Annotated in this window: 16 protein-coding genes; 8 read left to right on the top strand and 8 right to left on the bottom strand. The window is 72.2% G+C overall.

Annotated elements, in window-relative coordinates:
• The first annotated feature begins 474 nt into the window (after positions 1 to 474).
• Together WFJ01_RS00575 and WFJ01_RS00570 are read left to right on the top strand one after the other, a co-directional pair.
• The gene (locus WFJ01_RS00575) at positions 475 to 1,785 is read left to right on the top strand and encodes a cytochrome b/b6 domain-containing protein (RefSeq protein WP_336627888.1); all 1,311 of its coding nucleotides are present in this window, start codon (positions 475 to 477) and stop codon (positions 1,783 to 1,785) included.
• Positions 1,782 to 2,324: a GNAT family N-acetyltransferase gene (locus WFJ01_RS00570; protein ID WP_251442507.1), complete on the top strand. Its 543-nt coding sequence runs from the start codon at positions 1,782 to 1,784 to the stop codon at positions 2,322 to 2,324. The genes WFJ01_RS00575 and WFJ01_RS00570 overlap by 4 nt, the downstream gene beginning before the upstream one ends.
• 183 nt (positions 2,325 to 2,507) lie before the next feature.
• On the opposite strand, the gene WFJ01_RS00565 is transcribed toward WFJ01_RS00570, so the two are convergent.
• On the bottom strand, positions 2,508 to 3,014 hold the full coding sequence (locus WFJ01_RS00565) for a GNAT family N-acetyltransferase (RefSeq protein WP_251442504.1): 507 nt from the start codon (positions 3,012 to 3,014) through the stop codon (positions 2,508 to 2,510).
• A gap of 141 nt (positions 3,015 to 3,155) precedes the next feature.
• Between WFJ01_RS00565 and WFJ01_RS00560 the strand changes: the two genes are divergently transcribed.
• Together WFJ01_RS00560 and WFJ01_RS00555 are read left to right on the top strand one after the other, a co-directional pair.
• Positions 3,156 to 3,719, top strand: a complete 564-nt coding sequence (locus tag WFJ01_RS00560; RefSeq protein ID WP_292887608.1) for an acyl-CoA thioesterase — start codon at positions 3,156 to 3,158, stop codon at positions 3,717 to 3,719.
• 70 nt (positions 3,720 to 3,789) lie between these two features.
• Positions 3,790 to 5,160: a hypothetical protein gene (locus tag WFJ01_RS00555; RefSeq protein WP_336627887.1), complete on the top strand. Its 1,371-nt coding sequence runs from the start codon at positions 3,790 to 3,792 to the stop codon at positions 5,158 to 5,160.
• A gap of 57 nt (positions 5,161 to 5,217) precedes the next feature.
• Here the strand turns inward: WFJ01_RS00555 and WFJ01_RS00550 are convergent, their stop codons facing one another.
• The 3 genes from WFJ01_RS00550 to WFJ01_RS00540 are packed head-to-tail and all read right to left on the bottom strand — an operon-like array spanning position 5,218 to position 7,075.
• A complete protein-coding gene (locus WFJ01_RS00550) occupies positions 5,218 to 5,769 on the bottom strand; it encodes a hypothetical protein (protein WP_336627886.1) in 552 nt (183 codons plus the stop codon).
• Positions 5,769 to 6,410: a hypothetical protein gene (locus WFJ01_RS00545; RefSeq protein WP_336627885.1), complete on the bottom strand. Its 642-nt coding sequence runs from the start codon at positions 6,408 to 6,410 to the stop codon at positions 5,769 to 5,771. Before WFJ01_RS00545 ends, WFJ01_RS00550 begins: the two co-directional genes overlap by 1 nt.
• Entirely contained in the window at positions 6,410 to 7,075 is a 666-nt protein-coding gene (locus WFJ01_RS00540; protein WP_336627884.1) for a hypothetical protein, read from the bottom strand. The genes WFJ01_RS00545 and WFJ01_RS00540 overlap by 1 nt, the downstream gene beginning before the upstream one ends.
• 121 nt (positions 7,076 to 7,196) lie before the next feature.
• Here WFJ01_RS00540 and WFJ01_RS00535 point away from each other — a divergent pair, with 121 nt between their 5' ends.
• The gene (locus tag WFJ01_RS00535) at positions 7,197 to 10,985 is read left to right on the top strand and encodes a bifunctional proline dehydrogenase/L-glutamate gamma-semialdehyde dehydrogenase (RefSeq protein WP_336627883.1); all 3,789 of its coding nucleotides are present in this window, start codon (positions 7,197 to 7,199) and stop codon (positions 10,983 to 10,985) included.
• A 7-nt stretch (positions 10,986 to 10,992) separates the two neighbouring features.
• Here the strand turns inward: WFJ01_RS00535 and WFJ01_RS00530 are convergent, their stop codons facing one another.
• A complete protein-coding gene (locus WFJ01_RS00530; RefSeq protein ID WP_336627882.1) occupies positions 10,993 to 12,102 on the bottom strand; it encodes a hypothetical protein in 1,110 nt (369 codons plus the stop codon).
• A 75-nt stretch (positions 12,103 to 12,177) separates the two neighbouring features.
• Here WFJ01_RS00530 and WFJ01_RS00525 point away from each other — a divergent pair, with 75 nt between their 5' ends.
• The 3 genes from WFJ01_RS00525 (at position 12,178) to rocD (ending at position 15,066) form a co-directional block, all read left to right on the top strand.
• Positions 12,178 to 12,771: a TetR/AcrR family transcriptional regulator gene (locus tag WFJ01_RS00525; RefSeq protein ID WP_292887589.1), complete on the top strand. Its 594-nt coding sequence runs from the start codon at positions 12,178 to 12,180 to the stop codon at positions 12,769 to 12,771.
• 190 nt (positions 12,772 to 12,961) lie between these two features.
• Complete coding sequence (gene ddaH / locus WFJ01_RS00520; RefSeq protein ID WP_336627881.1) at positions 12,962 to 13,840, top strand: dimethylargininase; 879 nt, start codon at positions 12,962 to 12,964, stop codon at positions 13,838 to 13,840.
• The gene (rocD, locus tag WFJ01_RS00515; RefSeq protein ID WP_251442470.1) at positions 13,837 to 15,066 is read left to right on the top strand and encodes an ornithine--oxo-acid transaminase; all 1,230 of its coding nucleotides are present in this window, start codon (positions 13,837 to 13,839) and stop codon (positions 15,064 to 15,066) included. The genes ddaH and rocD overlap by 4 nt, the downstream gene beginning before the upstream one ends.
• Positions 15,067 to 15,513: 447 nt before the next feature.
• Here the strand turns inward: rocD and WFJ01_RS00510 are convergent, their stop codons facing one another.
• The 3 genes from WFJ01_RS00510 to WFJ01_RS00500 are packed head-to-tail and all read right to left on the bottom strand — an operon-like array spanning position 15,514 to position 18,606.
• On the bottom strand, positions 15,514 to 16,008 hold the full coding sequence (locus WFJ01_RS00510) for a GbsR/MarR family transcriptional regulator (protein ID WP_336627880.1): 495 nt from the start codon (positions 16,006 to 16,008) through the stop codon (positions 15,514 to 15,516).
• Between the two features lie 7 nt (positions 16,009 to 16,015).
• On the bottom strand, positions 16,016 to 17,626 hold the full coding sequence (locus WFJ01_RS00505) for an ABC transporter permease (RefSeq protein ID WP_336627879.1): 1,611 nt from the start codon (positions 17,624 to 17,626) through the stop codon (positions 16,016 to 16,018).
• Positions 17,626 to 18,606, bottom strand: a complete 981-nt coding sequence (locus WFJ01_RS00500) for an ABC transporter ATP-binding protein (protein ID WP_292887576.1) — start codon at positions 18,604 to 18,606, stop codon at positions 17,626 to 17,628. The genes WFJ01_RS00505 and WFJ01_RS00500 overlap by 1 nt, the downstream gene beginning before the upstream one ends.
• Positions 18,607 to 18,672 lie beyond the last annotated feature (66 nt).

The following is an 18,672-nucleotide window of genomic DNA, read 5'->3' as shown; positions in this document are numbered from 1 at the left end:
GGCGAGGCCTGGCCGCCCGCCGGAGTGGTCGCGGCGAGTGCGCTCGACGCGGACGCCGCTCCGGAGGTCGTCGCCCCCGGGGTCGTTGAGCGGGCGTCGGCGGAGCCGGCTGCCGCCCCCGGGGTCGTTGAGCGAGCGGAGCGAGACGAAACGCGGTCCGTTCCGGACGGCGTTTCGTCTCGGGCGCCTGCGGCGTCCTCGCTCAACGACCCTGTGGGGGCTTCGGTGTCCTCGGCGGCGGCTCCCGGGGGTGCGGCGGCGGTCGCGTCGAGTGACCCAGCGACCGGATCCGTCCTGCGCCGCGGTCTGCCGCGCGTGGCCGGCGGTGAGCCGTGGCCCCCCTCGGGAGCGCCTGTCCCCGGGCTCGTGTCGAGCACCCCCGGGGTCGTCGAGCGAGCTGCCACCCCCGGGGTCGTCGAGCGAGCTGCCACCCCCGGGGTCGTCGAGCGAGCGGAGCGAGACGAAACGCGGTCCGTGCCGGACGGCGTTTCGTCTCAGGCGCCTGAGGCGTCCTCGCTCAACGACCCCGTGGGGGCTGCGGCGTCGTCCGCGGCGGTCGCGTCGAGTGCCCCCGCGACCGGATCCGTCCTGCGCCGCGGACTGCCGCGCGTGGCCGGGGGAGAGCCCTGGCCACCGGCCGGGACGGTCGTCGTGGTCGCCGAGCGAGACGATGCACGGCAGGTGCCGGACGGCGTTTCGTCTCGGGCGCCTGTGGCGTCCTCGCTCAACGACCCCGTAGGGTCTGTGGCGTCGTCGCGCAACGATCCCGTGGGGGCGACCGGATCCGCCGTCGTTGTGCGCCCGGATGTCTCTGCGCCGTTGCCGTTCACGCGCACCGTCTGGAACGGCTCGGCCCCCCGTCACGTCGCGGCGGAACCCGCGACATCGAAGCTGCGTCCCACCTGGCCGCAGGCGATCGGCGGGCTGTTCGCCGCGGCGGGCCTCGCCGTCCTCGCGGGCGCCGCGATCGCGATCGTGCGGGCGTTCCTCAGCCTGCCGTTCATGCAGGACTTCCTCACGACCTATCCGGGCGAGTACCACCTGCCCGCGGGGGCGCCGGTCGGGATCCCCGGGTGGATCGGCTGGCAGCACTTCTTCAACGTGTTCCTGATGACGCTGATCATCCGCTCCGGCCTGCGCGTGCGCAGCGAGAAGCGGCCGACCGCGTTCTGGACGCCGCGGGGCAACCCGAAGGGCAAGATCAGCCTGACCCTGTGGTTCCACCAGGGGCTGGATCTGCTCTGGATCATCAACGGCGTGATCTTCGTGGTGCTGCTGTTCGTCACCGGCCAGTGGATGCGGATCGTGCCGACGAGCTGGGACGTGTTCCCGAACGCGCTCTCGGCGGCTCTGCAGTACGTCTCCTTCGACTGGCCGACCGAGAACGGCTGGGTGAACTACAACAGCCTGCAGCAACTCGCCTACTTCACGATCGTCTTCCTCGCCGCGCCCGTGGCCATCGCCACCGGGTTCCGGATGTCGGGGCTCTGGCCCAAGAAGGCGGCGGGCCTGTCGAAGGCCTATCCGATCGAGATCGCCCGCGCGCTGCACTTCCCGACGATGCTGTTCTTCACCGCGTTCATCGTGGTGCACGTGGCGCTCGTGCTGCTCACCGGCATGCTGCGCAACCTGAACCACATGTTCGCCGCGCAGGACGCCGTGACCTGGACCGGGTTCTGGGTGTTCGTGCTCTCCCTCGTCGTGATCGCCGCAGGATGGGCCGCCGCCCGGCCCCTCGTCCTCGCCCCCATCGCGAAGCTCTTCGGACAGGTATCCGGACGGTGACCACGGAGGAGCCGGCCAAGGGCGGCTTGGCGTCGGCGCCGACCGCGGCGCTGGAGACCGCGAGGCTGCGGTTGCGCGCCTACGCGCGCGCCGATGAGGAGGCGTTCGTCGCGCTCTTCCAGGACGCGGACGTCGCCCGCTACGTCGGCGACGGCCTGCAGGCCGAGCAGGAGGACCGCGCGCTGTTCGGGCGGATCTTCGAGACCGTGTATCCGGCCGAGCGCTTCGCCGTATGGGCGGTCGAGCGCGACGGGGCGGTCGTGGGGCACGCCGAGATCAAGCCCTCGCCGAGCGACGACGTGCCCGGCTGGGAGCTCGTCTACGTCCTCGCGCGGTCGCAGTGGGGGCAGGGGATCGGCACCGAGCTCGCCCGTGCCGTCACCGCCTACGGTTTCGGGCTCGGGCTGCCCGAGGTCTGGGCGACCGTCGATGCGGACAACGCCGGTTCGATCCGGATCCTGGACCGCCTCGGGTACACGCTGCGCGGCGAGCGCGACGAGGACACCGGAAAGGTGCTCATCTACGCCGCCGCGCGTTGAGCCCGCCCGGCCCGCGAGCGCTGCACGCGGGCGCCAGAGCGCCTGGCTTCCCGACGCCCCCTCGCAGCACCGAGGCCCCCTCCTGGCGCCGCACGCCCGAGGGGGCGCGGGTGCTCAGAGGGGGCCTCGACGGGGACTGGGCCGAAGCGCGCCGCACGGGCCGCACGGGCGCGCGCGGAGCGGTCAGCGTACGAAGCGGACTTCCTTGATGGTCTCGCCGAGGAAGGGCTCCTGCTGGCTGGCGCCGTCGAGCGCGAAGCCGTTGCGGACGTAGAAGCGGTGCGCGCGGGGGTTGTCCTCGGCGACCCAGAGGTAGCTCGACTCGCCCTTGTGGACGGCCGCGTCGAACAGCCGCTGTCCGATGCCGGTGCCGTGCCAGGCGTCCAGGAGGTAGATGAAGTAGAGCTCGCGCTCTGCCGGCGGGTTCTCGTCCCGGGCCGGGCCGGATCCGACGAAGCCCACGATCTCGCCGTCGACGAGCGCCGCGCTCATGCGGTACTCCTCGCCCTGCGAGGCCCAGTGCGTCCACAGCTCGGCGAGGCGCTTGGGCGACACGGCCTCGAGCGTCGCGGTGCTGATGAGGTGGTCGTAGGTCTCGTGCCAGCACTTCGCGTGCACACGGCCGAGCGCTTCGGCATCGACATCGCGAACAGGCCGGACGGTGACGGTGGGAAGGGCTTCGGCGCTCATGATCGTGACTCTACGCGCGCCGTGCGCCGACGCGAAATCGAGGGCCGAGGTCTGTTTCGACGCGGTTTCCGACTCCTGAGGGACTGTGAGGATCCGACAAACGATCACGGGGATCCGTGCCGGATTCACTACGCTCCTCGTGTGAACGTGATCTGGCGCACCCTGCTCGTCGTCCTCTCCGCTCGCCGGCGTGCCCGCCGGGGGCGGACCCTCGCGCCGACCGCCGTCGGGCGGATCCGCCTGACCACGCTGCCGACGGATCTCGACATCCTGCGGCACATGAACAACGGCCGGTATCTGTCCCTGTTCGACCTCGGACGGTGGGACCTCCTGATCCGCACCGGGCTGTTCGACGCGATGAAGGAGCGCGGCTGGTACGCCGTGGTCTCGAGCGAGACCGTCACGTTCCGCAAGTCCCTCGAGCTGTGGCAGCGCTTCGACATCGAGTCGCGCTTCATCGGGCACGACGACAAGGCGCTGTTCATGGAGCATCGCGCTGTCGTGGACGGCGAGGTGTACGCCCGGGTGATCGTGCGTGCGCGCATGCTGCGACGCACGGGAGGGACCGTCTCGCACGAGGAGTTCTTCGGGGCTCTCGGCCGCCCCGAGGACGTGCCGGGCGTCGAGGACTGGATCCACGACTGGGCCGCCGCCTCGGCCCTGCCCCCGACCAAGGCACCTGCGCCGAGCGTCTGGGCGGACTGAGGGCTGCAGTCCCGAGGCGCGACGTCGCAGGGACCGCGAGGGCGGCGCGGCCGCACGCTACCCTGGGCGCGTGGGGGCGATTCTGACGACGACCGGCCGGGTGCTGCGGATGCACTGGCCGGCGCTTCTCGCATGGTTCCTCGCCGGCACGCTCGCGCACTACTGGGTGACGGTGCTCGCCGGGTTCGTGGGAGCCTACAGCTCCGTCGGCGGGCTGCTCATCCTCCCGCTCGCCGTGCTCGCGCGGCTGATCAGCCTGGTGGGCATGCTGCTGGTGCTGCGTGACGGCCTGCTCTCACTGCAGAGCGTTGCGCCGCTTCCGGAGTCGGCGGCCGAACGGCGCCGCAGCTTCCTGACCGCGCTGCTGGCCAGCATCCTGCCGTTCTTCGCGGTGTACGCCGCGCAGGGCCTGTTGCGCGACGACGTGCAGGGGTACACGCTGCGCGCTCTCGCCAAGGTCAAAGAGGAGCGCCTGTCCCGGGTGCTCACGAACACGGTCTTCGATCCGGGCGACAACGTCACGGAACTGTCGTTCAACGTCTGGACCGTGTTCATCATCGTCGCCGCCTTCGCCGCCCGGTGGGCGTGGGGGCGGTGGTCGGGCCGGATGCCGAAGCCGTTCGCGCTGCTGGCCGTGTATTGCGAAGTCGTGTGGGTGTTCTTCTCCCTGCTGCTGCTCAAGGACCTCACCGATGCGGCATCGGCGTGGGTCGACACCCGGGCGGTGATGGTGTGGCTCGGGGATCTGCGGACGACGCTCGCGGGCTGGTTCGCGCCGCTGGTGTGGATCGGGGACGGGATCGGCTGGATCCTCTCGCAGGCCGGACCGATCCTGCTCGCCCCGCTGTCCTGGCTCACGGTCGCCGGGGTCGTCTACGGGCAGGCGATCGTGGCAGAGAAGCTGCAGCTCCAGCACCGGCTGATCGCGCAGATGCGCGAACGCGCCGCACGGGTGCCGAACCCGGTGATGCGTCGGCTCCGCGACCTCGGCACCGAGCTCGGCTCGCGCTTCCTCCCGATCTGGCGCGCGATCCTGCTCATGTGGCGGGCGGGGCCCGTGATCATCGGAGCGTACGCGCTCCTGTACACGGTCGTGATCGTGGCGCAGTCGTGGTTGCGCTTCGGCGTCAGCCGCTGGATCGGCCCGCAGGACATCGACACGTTCTGGACCGTGTACTGGCCGGTGATCTTCCTGCTCCCGCCGCTCATCATCGAGCCGATCCGCTTCGCACTCATCGCGGGGGCCTACGACACCACGTTCGGCATGCTGCGCCGCGCGCAGAGCGCCAGGACCGATGCGGACGCGCCGACGACCGCGGAGGAGGCGGACGCCGCGACGATCACCGCCGCGGCGGGCGCGCTGCCGGGCGGGCCGTCGCAGCCATCGGCGCTCCTGCCTCCCGGTGCTCCTCCGCTGCCGGTCGGAGGACCGCCGGCCTGAGCAGGGCTGGGCTCCCCGCGCCCGGTTCCCCGCGCCCAGGGATCGCGTCGCCCCGGCTCAGGGGTCGATGCTGAACCGCACGAACTTCGACTGGGCCTGGCCGGGATCGATGTCGACCCAGAACGGCCCCTCCACATCGTCCGGCACGACGTACGGAAGGACCAGCTGGTAGGGCTCGGCCGTCTCGCCGTCCAGGGTGGGCACGCAGTCCTCGGGCTCGTCCGAGCTCCAGAGGAGGCCGAGCTCGCCGCGCACCGACTGCCAGATCCGCCCGGTGCTCTGCTGGACGAGTTCCGGAGCCATGCAGGTCGGCCCCTTCTCGCCGTGCGGCGTGACCTTCACGGTCACGCCGATGAGCGTGGCGTTCTCGGGCATGTCCAGGCCGGAGGTGTCGGTGATCACCGTGGCCTTGACCGGGCCCCAGGTCGCATTCTTGAGTTCCACCGTCCCCGAAGACCCCGGCTCGACCGCCCAGAGCGGCATGCCGGAATCGGGGTAGGCGTACTTCCACTCCCACCACGCCGTGCCCAGCACGGTCGCGGGCAGCAGCACGGCCACCGCGCCGAGCGCGAGGGCGTTGCGTCGCCACCAGCCCCGTCCGTCCGTCATCAGCGCGCCCATCCGATCGGATCCAGGACGACCTCGTTCTGCACGGCGACGTCGTCGAGATCGACGGTGATCTCGATCACACCGTCGGCCGAGGTCTCGTACTCGCTGGCGAAGACCAGGGTTGCTGGGCCCTTCAACGCGCCCTCGGGCAGCTCGAACGCGATGCTGCCGTGACGGGGGACGCCGGTGACCAGGGGCATGCCCTTCGCGGTCTCCCCGCGCTCCGTGGCGGAGTAGGTGCGCTCGCCGAGGCGCAGATTCGACGTGGCCAGCAGGGCCGCGAACTGATCCTGCACGGCGGCGGCGTCGAGGTCGACCACGAGCCAGGTCCCCTCGGCGTGCCAGCGGGCGCCGTCCGACACCGATCGCGCGGCACGCACCTCCGTCACCGTCACGGCGAGGTTGCGGGTCACCGCCTGCTCGCCGACCTTCGCCGTGGTGATGAAGCTGTCGTAGGGGGCGTCCTCGGGCTGCTGCACCTGGGTGAGCCCCCAGGCGGCGCCGACGAAGACGACCGCGAGAGCCCAGGGCAGCGCCGTGCGCAGGCGCCCTCGGCGCGGTGCCGAGGACGGGCCCGTTCCGTCGTGCGCCGGGGCGGGAGCGGACGGCGGCGCCGGGACCGGCGGAGGCGGGATGGTCATCAGGTGCCCTCCTCGTCGGCCGGCAGCTCGTCGGCGCGCACCGTCACGTAGGCGCCGGGGCGGATGTCCTCCCAGTACACGCCGCGCGTCACGAAGCTGCCCATGTACCGGGTGGAGGTCGGCAGCACGACGCGGACCTCGTCGCCGGGGGAGACCGCGTCCGCATCCACCGTCCAGGCGATGCGCACCCGGGTCGGTACGTCCGGCTGGAGGAAGGCGGCGCCCGTGCCGTCGCTCGTGCGGTTGACGTCGAAGCGGACGGTCTCGATGCCGTCGAGGCCGACTCCGCCGAGCGTGTCCTTCTCGCGGACGCCCCGGGGTGCGGTGTACACGTTCGTCACGTCGAGCACGGCGATGACCGTGATCTGCCCCTCCTCGGGTGTGACGCCGGCACCGCGCACCTCACCGTCCGCGACGCCGAGGCTGACGACGGACATGTCGAGATCGGATCCGATGAAGTGCTCGCCCGCCGTGAGCTCGGCGGGCGCGGGCTGCGGGGCCGTGGCGAGCCCGCCGAAGGCCGCCGTCGAGGCGAGCAGGACTGCTCCGGCGCCGCTGATGAGCCAGCCGGTCGGCAGGCGGTCTGCCATCCTGCGCGCCCAGGCCGTGGCGCGGGCCTCCGACGCCGCACGCGCCGCGGCATCCGCTTCGTCCTCTTCCCCCACGGGTACAGCATATTCAGGCGCCCCGGCGGGCGTGCCGCCTCTTCGCCCGGCCGGGGGAGCGCCATGCTGGGAGGAGCACGCGCGCGCCCACCCGAAGGGTGCGGGAAGGGAAGGACCACCGATGCCGCAGTGGCTGAACGCCTCGGAGACCGAGCGCGCACGCCGGGCCGTCGCCCTCGCTCAGCGCTGGATCGACGAGGCCGCCGCCTCCCATTCGGATCCCGCCGCCGAGCGGCTCGCCGGAGTGCTGCGGGATCCGAACGGGCTGCCGTTCACCCTCGGCTTCGTCGACGACGTGATGCGGCCGGAGAGCCTCGGCGCGGCCGCCTCGGGACTGCACCGTGTGGCCCCGCTCGTTCCCGGCTTCCTGCCCTGGTATCTGCGTGCCGCGGTGCGCGCCGGCGGTCTGGTGGCGCCGGGGCTTCCTGCGCCCACCGTGCCGATCGCCCGCACGGTGCTGCGCGAGATGGTCGGGCACCTCATCGTCGACGCCCGGCCCGCCCGGCTGGGCCCGGCGATCGCCAAGCTGCGCGCGACGGGCGCCCGGCTGAACCTCAACCTGCTCGGCGAGGCCGTGCTCGGCGAGGACGAGGCGCAGCGCCGCCTCGACGGGATCCACGAGCTGATCCGCCGCGACGACGTCGACTACGTCTCGGTCAAGGTGTCCGCCGTCATGAGCCGCATCTCGATGTGGGCCTTCGACGAGGTCGTCGAGCAGGTCGCCGAGCGGCTGCTGCCGCTGTATCTCACCGCCGCGGGCGTCGCGGCGGACTCGACGGCCGGGTCTCACCCGACCTTCATCAACCTCGACATGGAGGAGTACCGCGACCTCGACCTCACGATCGCGGTGTTCACGAGGATCATGGAGGATCCGCGTCTCGCCCGTCTCGAGGCGGGCATCGTGCTGCAGGCCTACCTGCCCGATGCGCTGCCGGCGCTGCGCGAGCTGACCGCCTGGGCGAAGGACCGGGTCGACCACGGCGGGGCGCCGATCAAGGTGCGGCTCGTGAAGGGCGCCAACCTCGCCATGGAGCGGGTGGAGGCCTCGCTGCACGGCTGGACCCCGGCCCCGTACGACACGAAGATCGACACCGACGCGAACTATCTGCGCTGCCTCGACGCGGCGCTCACCCCCGAGTCCGTGCGCGCCGTGCGCGTCGGCGTCGCCGGGCACAACCTCTTCGACATCGCCTACGCCTGGCTGCTCGCCGGCGACCGAGGGGTGCGCCCCGAAGCCGGGGAGGCGGCATCCGGATCCGCGCCCGTCGAGTTCGAGATGCTGCTCGGCATGGCGCAGGGCCAGGTCGAGGCCGTCGGCCGGGAGGTGGGGCACGTGCTGCTGTACGTGCCCGTGGTGCGACCGCGCGAGTTCGACGTCGCGATCAGCTACCTGGTGCGCCGGCTCGAGGAGAACGCGTCGAAGGACAACTTCCTGTCCGCCGCGTTCCGGCTGCAGGAGAACCCCGACCTGCTGGACCGCGAGATCAACCGGTTCGCGCTCTCCCTGGAGCGCTCCGCCGACCCCGGTCTGCCGTCCGGCCCCCGCCGCCGGCAGAATCGGCTCGCGCCCGTGCACGAGTCCGCCGCGCTCACCACCGACCCCGACACCGAGGCGGCCGCCCTCACCCAGGCCGTTCTGGGGATCGCCCAGGCGGTCGACCCCGGCGACACCTTCGTGGAGACCGCGGTCTTCGCCGCGCGCGAGGACGACACCGCCGTCGCCGCGGGCGCCCCCGGGTTCCGCAACACCCCCGACAGCGACCCGGCGCTGCCGGCGAACCGCGCGTGGGCGCGCGGCATCCTGGAGCGCATCCCGGAGAGCACCGCGGGCGAGGGGCTCGTCCGCAGCGCGCTCGTGACCGATCCCGCCGAGATCGAGCGCATCCTCGCCCGGGTGCGCGGCGCGGCCGCCGTCTGGGGCTCCCGCCCCGCCGCCGAACGCGGGGAGGTGCTGCTGCGCGTCGCGGCGGTGCTCGAGTCCCGTCGCGGGGAGCTCATCGAGGTGGCCGCCGCGGAGACCGGCAAGGTGCTCGCCGAGGGCGACGTCGAGGTGAGCGAGGCCGTCGACTTCGCGAAGTACTACGCGGCGCGGGCCAGGGAGCTCGACGCGGTGCAGGGGGCCGCGTTCGTGCCGTCGCGGCTCACGGTCGTCGCGCCGCCGTGGAACTTCCCGCTCTCGATCCCCGCCGGGGGAGTGCTCGCCGCGCTCGCCGCGGGATCCGGCGTGGTGTTCAAGCCGGCCCCGCAGGCGCGGCGCTCGGCGGCCGTGATCGCGGCCGCGCTCTGGGACGCGGGGATCCCGCGCGATCTGCTCGCGTTCGTCGACATCTCCGAGGGCGAGCTGGGCCGGGACCTCATCGCGCACCCCGACGTCGACCGGGTGATCCTCACCGGATCCTTCGAGACCGCGGCGCTGTTCCGCAGCTGGCGGCACGACCTGCCCCTGCTCGCCGAGACGAGCGGCAAGAACGCCCTCGTGATCGCCCCCTCCGCCGACCTCGACCTCGCCGTCGCGGATCTCGTGAAGAGCGCCTTCGCGCACGCGGGGCAGAAGTGCTCGGCCGCCTCGCTGGCGATCCTGGTCGGGCCCGTGGGGCGCTCGAAGCGGTTCGCCCGGCAGCTCGTCGACGCCACGCGCTCGCTGCGGGTGGCGTGGCCGGACGACCCGCGGGCCGAGGTCGGTCCCGTGATCGAGCGTCCGCAGGGCAAGCTGCAGTGGGCCCTCACCGAGCTCGGCCCCGACGAGAAGTGGCTGCTGAAGCCGCGCGAGATCCCCGGATCCGAAGGCCGGCTGTGGACCCCCGGCATCCGTCTCGGCGTGCAGCCGGGATCGCGCTTCCACCGCGAGGAGTTCTTCGGGCCGGTGCTCGGCATCATGCACGCCCCGACGCTCGCGCGGGCGGTCGAGCTGCAGAACGGCGTCGACTACGGCCTCACCGCGGGACTGCACACGCAGGATCCCGCGGATCTCGCGCTCTGGCTGGACCGCGTGCAGGCCGGGAACCTGTACGTGAACCGCGGCATCACGGGCGCCATCGTGCAGCGCCAGCCGTTCGGCGGCTGGAAGCGCTCCTCGGTCGGCGGTGGTACCAAGGCCGGCGGCCCGAACCACCTCATCGGCCTCGGCGCGTGGCGCGACACGGGCGGCAGCGGATCCACGACCCTGCACCTGCGCGGGCTGGACTCGCGCATCACCGCGCTCATCGAGGCGGCCCAACCGTCGCTGGACTACACCGCGTTCGAGTGGCTGCGCCGTGCGGCGCTGTCGGACGCCCTGGCGTGGGACCGCGAGTTCGGACGCGTGCGAGACGTCTCGCGTCTCGGCGTGGAGCGCAACCTGTTCCGGTATCGCGCCGTGCCGGTCGCGGTGCGGGCCACGGGGGAGGCGCCCCTGCGCGCGCTGCTGCGCGTCGCGATCGCCGCGATCCGCGGCGGCGGCGCCTTCACGCTCTCCTCGCCCATCGGCCTCCCCGCCGCGGTGCGCCGCGTGCTCGGCGAGGCCGGTGTCACGGTGTTCGTGGAGAGCGATGCGGAGTGGATCGAGCGGTTCACGGGTCCCGCCGGATCCGCGTCGAGCCCGTCGCCGGATCCGCTCCCGTCGCAGAAATCGTCGGAGAGCCGGGCGGAAAGCAGCAAGAATCGCGACGGGAACGGAGCCGGGCTCCTGGACGAGGCCCTGGCGCCGCTGCGGCCGAACCGCGTGCGGATCGTGGGCGAGGCCGACGACGTCGCCTCCCTGCACGCCGCGCTCGCCGAGGCCGTGCAGGGGGATCCGGATCTCGCGATCCTCGCCGGAGAGGTGACCACCGCGGGCCGCATCGAGCTCCTGCCCTTCCTGCACGAGCAGGCGATCGCGATCACCGCGCACCGCTACGGCAACCCGGACGATTGGAGCGCCGAGGTCATCTGACGCGGGGTCAGGCGGCTGCCGGTGCCGCGGAAGGCGCGGCTGCGGGAGCGGTGCGCCGCACGCCGCTCAGCGCGATCAGCACGAGGCCGGCGCCGGCCCAGATCGCGAGCGTCATCCACTGCGTGCCGGTGGGCGCGTCGGGGAAGTAGGAGAGCGAGCGGATCAGGGTGCCCGCGGCGCCCGGCGCGAGGGCCTGGCCGAACGATCCCCACGGGGTCGCCAGGAACTCCACCGGCATGGTCGCCGCCGACAGCGGGTTCGCGATCAGCAGCGTGAAGCCGGCGCCGAGCCCCAGTCCGGGGGCGCCGATCAGGCTGTACAGCCCGATGATGGGCGCCGAGACCGCGGCGATGGAAAGCGCGACGGCTGCGGCGTTCGTCAGGAAGTCGCCCTGCAGCGCGCCGAACCAGGTCTGCAGGATCGCGGTCAGCACCAGGCCCGCACCCACCGCGTAGACGGCGAGCCCGGCCAGTCGTCGCCAGCTGCCCTTGATCGCGAAGGAGACGACGATCGCACCCAGCATGCCGCCGAGCGTCAGCGGGAACATGGCGGCGGTGATGCCGGTGCCGCGCGGATCCGTGTCCGCGAGCGGCACGACGTCGGTCACGGTGACGGTCACGGTCGGGATCGTGAGCTTCTGCAGTGCGGCGGCGCCCGCGGGGCCTGCGGCGGCCGCCTGCTGCACGTTCTTCTCGACGGTGCTGCGGATCTGCGCGTCGATCTGGGCCTGGAGTCCCGTGGCGAGCCCCTGCAGCAGCTGCGCGGCCGCGGTGCTCGCGGCGGAGGAGATGAGGACCTCGGGCGCATCGGTCGCGGCGGATCCGAGCACGATCGCGCCATAGGCGTGGCGGCGCTCGATCGCGTCGACCGCGGCGGCGCGGTCGTCGTACTCGGTGAGCTTCACCGCACCGTCGGCCTTCTCGTCGATCGCCTTCTCGACCTGCGCCACCTGGGCGTCGGAGCCGACGATGCCGACCGGGAGGTTCTTCGGTGCCGCGGTGACCGAGGGCCAGGCGAACCCGAGCAGCACGGCGCCGACGATCAGGCAGGCGCCGAGGGCGGTGAGGACGGCGCGGGGCCAGGGCGTGTGCAGAACGTTGCGTGGGGCGGTGTTCACGAGGACTCCAAACAGAATGAATGTTCGTTTTGTATAATTCACCTGAGAGAGTGAGAAGTCAAGCCGGGAGGTCCGATGCCGAAGATCAGTGCAGAGCGCAAGCAGGAGCGGCGCGCGGAGATCATCGCCGCGGCCATGCGCTGCTTCGGGCGGACCGGGTACCAGCGCACGTCGATGGCGGACATCATCGCGGAGTCGGGGCTGTCCGCCGGCGCGATCTACGGGTACTTCGCCGGCAAGCAGGAGTTGCTCGAGGCCGTCGCCGGGACCGTGCTCGGCGAGCGGATCGCGGAGATCGGCGTCGAGTCCGACGGGGGGATCGCGCCACGGTCGCCCCGCGAGCTTGCGCTGATGACGATCCGCGGACTGCGCCAGATCCCGACCCTGCCGCTCCTCGTGCAGACCTGGGGCGAGGCGGTGACGGATCCGGAGCTGCGCATCCTCGTGGGGCGGCTGTTCCCCGAGGTGCGCCAGGTCTTCGTGCGGTCGATGACGCGCTGGCGGCGCGCGCAGCCGGATCCCGCTCCGGCCGATCCGGAGGAATGGGCAGAGGGGATGGCGCTGCTGATCGTCGGCCTGGTGCAGGGCGCGGCGGTGCAGAGCGCGCTCCTGGAGGACTTCGACGCGGAGCGCTATCTGCGCGCGATCGGCGACACCCTGCCGGGATGATTCCCGTGCCCGGGACCGCCACGGCCGGAAGGGGCCGTGGGGCCTCCGCGGGCCCGGTGATCTGGCCACGTTCAGGGTCGGGTGCGAGAATAGACGGCGGCGTGCCCGTGTCGCATCTTCTCCGCACAACGGATCGAAGGACCGCCGGGCCTCAGGACAGCGTCCGCCACCGGAGATTCTGAGGAGCCTCATGTCGACGCCCGAGACCGCCACGGCCGCCACGCCTGCCCGCACCGCGCACCACCGCCGGTACCTGATGTGCAAGCCGGAGCACTTCACGGTGAACTACAGCATCAACCCGTGGATGGAGCCGGCGAACCCGACCGACACCGCGAAGGCCGTCGCGCAGTGGCAGAAGCTGTACGACCTCTATCTCGAGCTGGGTCACGAGGTCGAGCTCATCGAGCCGCTCGCCGGCTACCCCGACATGGTCTACACGGCCAACGGCGGTTTCGTGATCGGCGGCCGCGCCTACGTCCCCTCGTTCTACTACGAGCAGCGCCAGGGCGAGTCCCCCGCGTTCGCCGACTGGTTCCGGGCGAACGGCTTCGACACCGTGATGCCGGAGGAGATCAACGAGGGCGAGGGCGACTTCCTGCTCGCGGGCGACGTGATCCTCGCCGGCACCGGCTTCCGCTCCGCGGGGGACAGCCACCGCGAGGTCAGCGAGGTGTTCGGCCGCGAGGTCGTCACGCTGACGCTCATCGACCCGCGCTTCTACCACCTCGACACCGCCCTGACCGTGCTCGACCCCGTCATCGGCGAGGAGAACGGCGGACCGGCCGCGGCGAACATCGCCTACCTTCCGCACGCCTTCGACGACGCGAGCCGCGCGATCCTCGAGGAGCGCTTCCCCGACGCGATCCTCGTCTCGGACGAGGACGGCGCCGTGTTCGGCCTCAACTCGGCGAGCGACGGCTACAACGTCATCATCTCGCCGCGCGCGACCGGCTTCGAGAAGCAGCTGCGCGAGCGCGGCTACAACCCGCTCACCGTCGACCTCAGCGAACTGCTGCTCGGCGGCGGCGGCATCAAGTGCTGCACCCTCGAACTGCGCGGTGCGAAGTGACAGCCGCCGCCGTCCGAGAGGCCTCGGCCGCCGAGGCTCAGGCACCGGGAGCACCCGAGCCGCACGTCGCCCGCAACTACGCGCCGCTCGAGGTGACGATCGCCCGCGCCGAAGGCGCCTGGGTGACCGATGTCGAGGGCAAGCGCTACCTCGATCTGCTCGCCGCGTACTCGGCTGTGAACTTCGGGCACCGCCACCCCGCCCTCGTCGCCGCGCTCGAGGAGCAGCTGGGCCGGGTCGCGCTCACCAGCCGCGCCTTCCGCAACGACCGCCTGGAGCCGTTCGCCGAGGCGCTCGCCCGGCTGTGCGGCAAGGATCTGGTGCTGCCGATGAACACCGGCGCCGAGGCCGTGGAGACCGGCATCAAGGTCGCCCGCGCCTGGGGGTACCGGGTCAAGGGCGTGCGCCAGGGAGCGGCGCGCATCGTCGTCGCGAACGGCAACTTCCACGGCCGCACCACGACGATCGTCGGCTTCAGCGACGACGACTCGGCGCGCGACGGGTTCGGTCCGTTCACGCCCGGCTTCGACGCCGTGCCCTACGGCGACGCCGAGGCGATCGCTGCCGCGATCACCGAGGACACGGTCGCGGTGCTCATCGAGCCCATCCAGGGCGAGGGCGGCGTCATCATCCCGCCGGACGGGTACCTGCGCCGGATCCGCGAGATCTGCGACGAGCGCGACGTGCTGTTCATCGCCGACGAGATCCAGTCCGGGCTCGGACGGGTCGGGGAGACCTTCGCGTGCGATCGTGAGGGCGTGGTTCCCGACCTCTATCTGCTCGGCAAGGCGCTCGGCGGCGGGATCCTGCCCGTCTCGGCGGTCGTCGGGAACGAGGACGTCCTGGGCGTGATCCGTCCGGGCGAGCACGGATCCACCTTCGGCGGGAACCCGCTGGCGGCGGCCGTCGGGCTGCGCGCCGTCGAGATGCTCGAGTCGGGCGAGTTCCAGGAGCGCGCGAAGGCGCTCGGGGTGCACCTGCGCGAGGGGCTTGAAGCGCTCATCGGCCACGGTGTCACCGCGGTGCGCGTCGCGGGGCTGTGGGCCGGCGTCGACATCGATCCGTCCCGCGGCACCGGCCGCGAGATCGCGGAGAAGCTCCTCGACCGCGGCGTGCTGGTGAAGGACACGCACGGCCAGACGATCCGGATCGCGCCGCCGATCGTGGTGCGCGCGACCGAGCTGGACTGGGCGCTCGAGCAGCTGAGGTTCGTGCTGGAGCACTGACGCCGCAGCGCCCCGGTGGCGCACGCCCGAGTGGCGCATCCCCGGTGGCGCGCGCCCGAGTGGCGCCTGGCCGGTCTCGCCGAGGCCCCCACGGTGCGTCGAGACCCCCACACGCAGTCGCTGCGGCGTGGGGGTTTCGACGCCACGTGGGGGTCTCGGTGTAGGAGGCGGTGCGCCCTGCAGGCCGCACCCGGTTCCGACACCACACGGCGGGGGCGGCTCGCATCCGGTCTGGTGTCGACCCAGCACGCCGGGATCCGGGACACAACGCAGGAGAACCGCCGGCGCGGGAGAGGGTCCGGTGGCAATCCACGGGATTCTCCTGCGTTGTGTCCCGGACGGCGGGGGAACCCGCGGACCCGCGGATGGCGGGGGAACCCGCGGGCGGCACCTCTTGGGTAAGGGGAACCACGGGTGAGGGAACCACGGGTAGGGGAGGTCGCCGGGTCAGTCCGGCGCGCGCCGCGCCGCGCGCAGGGCTTCCCACTCGTCGATCAGCTGGGGCATGCGTCCCGCCATGAAACGGAAGAACTCGGCCATCTCCGCCGCCCGGTCCCGGGCGGCGTGGTCCTCGTCGTGCTCCGCGCCGATCGCCTCGATGTGCGCGGCGAGGCGTTCGTAGATGGGGCCGTTGTTCGTCATCAGCCCGTACCAGGTGTCCGGGATGATGACGTAGTGGTCGCGCCGGCGATCGGGACGGGAGACGCGGCGGATCACCTGGATCGTCTGCAGATAGCGCACCGCTCCCGACACCGCGGCCGCGCTGACGCCCAGCCGATCGGCCAGCTCCGCCGCCGTGTACCCGTCCGCGGGTGCGGCGATGAGCGCCATCATCACGCGCCCGGGCATGCGCGGGAAGCCGACGGCGGCGATCATCGCCGCCGCGGCCTCCGCGGCATCGACGCCGTGGTGCACGGCGGGTGCCGGATCCTTCGCCTTCATGACCCCATCATCCCGCGGTCTGGAGTTCGCGACGGCGCATCAGGGCGAGCGACGCGGCCGCGCCCGCGACCACGACGAGCACGAGCCACCACGTCCCGCGGAGGTCGGTCCCGCTGCCGTCGACGATCGGGGTGACCGCGAACGGCGAGAACCGCGTGGTCCACTCCGGCAGCCCGAACAGCGGACCGAAGAGGCCGAACACGGTGGCGAGCAGCACGAGAGCCCAGGCGATGCCGATCGTGCCGCGCGGGAGCAGCACGAACACCAGGGCCGTGAGCACGGTGAACACGCAGGCGGCGAGGCCCTGCCCGAGTCCGACCACCGTGACGACCCGGACGAGCGACCCCGCGTCCTTGTTGCCCGCGAGACCCGCGTAGGCCGCAAGCATCGCCGCCACGACGATGATCGCGATCGCGGACGTCGCGACGAGCAGATAGTCCAGGAGCCACCGGACGCGACCGACAGGCAGCGCCAGCACGGCCTCCGCTGTGCCGTGCGCCTCCTCCTGCCGTGCCCGCGCGACGATCTGCACCGCGGCGCAGGCAGCCAGGATCCCCATCATCGTGAAGAACACCGAGACCACGGTCTCCTCGAGGTTGCCCGCCTTGCCGATCTTGTCGAGGATCTGCTGCACCGCCGGGTTCTGCCCGGAGATCTGCCCGGCGAGCCCGGACAGCGTGGTCGCGAGCACCCCGGTGAGCGCGCCGCCGATCGCCCAGCCGATGATCGCGCCGTTGGTGAGCCGCCACACGAGCGCATGCGGCGTGGACAGTGCCGGTCGGGCGTGCACCCGACCCGGGCGGGCCGGGACGAAGCCCTCGCCGATGTCGCGCATCGACTGCAGGGCGACCGCGACCCCGGCGAGGACGAGCCCGACGACCAGTCCGAGCACGGCGGGCCAGGCGTTGTCCGCGTCATAGGGGCGGGCCTGCTCGGCCCACCCGAACGGCGAGGCCCAGACGAGGCCGGAGCTGGTGATGCGGGTGAGGTCGTCGCTCGGGGTCCCCGCGACGTTGCCGATGCCGTTGATCAGGAACGTGCCGACGAGGATCCAGACCGTCAGGGCGTTGGCGCCGCGCGAGGTGCGCATGAGCTGGGCGGCGATGAGGCCGATGCCGAGGAAGGCGATGCCGGTCGTCGCCGAGGTGGCGCCCATGAGCCGGGATCCGGCGGGGTCGAGCCCGGATCCGATCAGCGCCAGCGCGACCAGCACGCCGAGGACGACGTTCGCGGCGACACCGTGGACGATCGTCGCGACCGTGGGCAGCGCGCGTCCGACCGGCGTGGCGGCGACGAGCTCGGTGCGACCCGCCTCCTCGTCGCCCCGCGTGTGGCGGACGGCGAGGAACGTGCTCATGAGGGCCGCGAGCATCGTCAGCCACGGCAGGATCTCGAAGGAGAGGAACTGCCCCTCGGAGGCGCCGGAGGGGAGGCCGCGGAACATCATGATGACCGGATTCGCCATCACGGCGGAGAGCACCTCGACGCGATCCTTGAGCGTCCCGTAAGACTGGGTGACGCCCGCGAAACCCGCGTACGCCATGAGCACCGTGGCCAGGATCCACAGCAGCACCTGCAGCCAGTCGCGACGCAGGCGCTGGCGGAGGAGGGCGGACATCAGGACCCCTTCACGGCGGCCCGGCGCGAGGCACGGGTGCCGGAATGCGGCGAGGAGTCCTCCTCGGCGGCGCGGAGGGCGGCGAGGTCGTCGCCGTAGTGCCGCAGGAAGAGCTCCTCCAGCGAGGGCGGCTCGATGCGCAGGCCGGTGACGGCGCGCTGGGCGAGCACGGGGAGCACGGCCGGGACCGCATCGCTGTCGACGGTGAACCGAGCCCGGCCGTCGTCGATCGTGCCGTCGTGCGCTCCGGGGATCCCGGCGAGCGCGGACTCGTCCGCGGCCTCGAAGGACACCTCGGTGCGGGTGAGGTGGCGGAGCTCGGCGAGCGTGCCGGACTCGACGATCCTCCCGGCGCGGATGATGCTGACCCGGTCGCAGAGCAGCTCGACCTCGGAGAGGATGTGGCTGGACAGCAGCACGGTCGCCCCGCCCCGCCGGAGCCGCTGCACCTCGTCGCGGAAGACGACCTCCATGAGCGGATCCAGCCCGCTCGTCGGCTCGTCGAGGATGTACAGCTCGGCCGGCACGGCGAAGGCGGCGATGAGCGCGACCTTCTGCCGGTTGCCCTTCGAATAGGCGCGGCCCTTCTTGCGGGGGTCGAACTGGAACGCCGTCATCAGGCGCTCGCGTTCGGCGCGGTACCCGGGGTCCTTCGTCGAGGCGCCGCGGAGGCGCGCGAGGAAGTCGATCGCCTCCCCGCCGGAGAGGTTCGGCCAGACGCTGACGTCGCCGGGGACGTATGCGACGCGCCGGTGGATCCCGACGGATGCGGTCCAGGGATCCTCGCCGAAGACCGTCGCGGTGCCGCCCGTCTTGCGGGCCAGGCCCAGCAGGATCCTGATCGTGGTGGACTTCCCGGCTCCGTTCGGTCCGAGGAAGCCGTGCACCTGGCCCTCGTCGACGCCGAGGTCCAGCCCGTCGAGCGCATGCACGCGGCCGTAGTGCTTGGTGAGGCCGTCGGTGCGGATGATCGTGTTCATGGCGGCGATGCTACGCCGATTTCACAAATTCGTGAAGGAAGTGAAGCGCATGGATTCCGTGAGGAT

This window comes from Microbacterium sp. MMO-35, assembly GCF_037147555.1.
Lineage (GTDB): Bacteria > Actinomycetota > Actinomycetes > Actinomycetales > Microbacteriaceae > Microbacterium.
The sequence above is the reverse complement of the archived record's forward strand: the minus strand, read 5'-3'. Positions and strand labels throughout refer to the sequence as shown.

What these genes read in the sequence shown, in the direction of transcription:
- WFJ01_RS00545 (WP_336627885.1), bottom strand. Translation starts at nt 6,410, where the DNA reads ATGACCATCCCGCCTCCGCCGGTCCCGGCGCCGCCGTCCGCTCCCGCC.
- WFJ01_RS00500 (WP_292887576.1), bottom strand. Translation starts at nt 18,606, where the DNA reads ATGAACACGATCATCCGCACCGACGGCCTCACCAAGCACTACGGCCGC.
- WFJ01_RS00550 (WP_336627886.1), bottom strand. Translation starts at nt 5,769, where the DNA reads ATGACGGACGGACGGGGCTGGTGGCGACGCAACGCCCTCGCGCTCGGC.
- WFJ01_RS00535 (WP_336627883.1), top strand. Translation starts at nt 7,197, where the DNA reads ATGCCGCAGTGGCTGAACGCCTCGGAGACCGAGCGCGCACGCCGGGCC.
- WFJ01_RS00510 (WP_336627880.1), bottom strand. Translation starts at nt 16,008, where the DNA reads ATGAAGGCGAAGGATCCGGCACCCGCCGTGCACCACGGCGTCGATGCC.
- WFJ01_RS00525 (WP_292887589.1), top strand. Translation starts at nt 12,178, where the DNA reads ATGCCGAAGATCAGTGCAGAGCGCAAGCAGGAGCGGCGCGCGGAGATC.
- ddaH (WP_336627881.1), top strand. Translation starts at nt 12,962, where the DNA reads ATGTCGACGCCCGAGACCGCCACGGCCGCCACGCCTGCCCGCACCGCG.
- WFJ01_RS00565 (WP_251442504.1), bottom strand. Translation starts at nt 3,014, where the DNA reads ATGAGCGCCGAAGCCCTTCCCACCGTCACCGTCCGGCCTGTTCGCGAT.
- WFJ01_RS00505 (WP_336627879.1), bottom strand. Translation starts at nt 17,626, where the DNA reads ATGTCCGCCCTCCTCCGCCAGCGCCTGCGTCGCGACTGGCTGCAGGTG.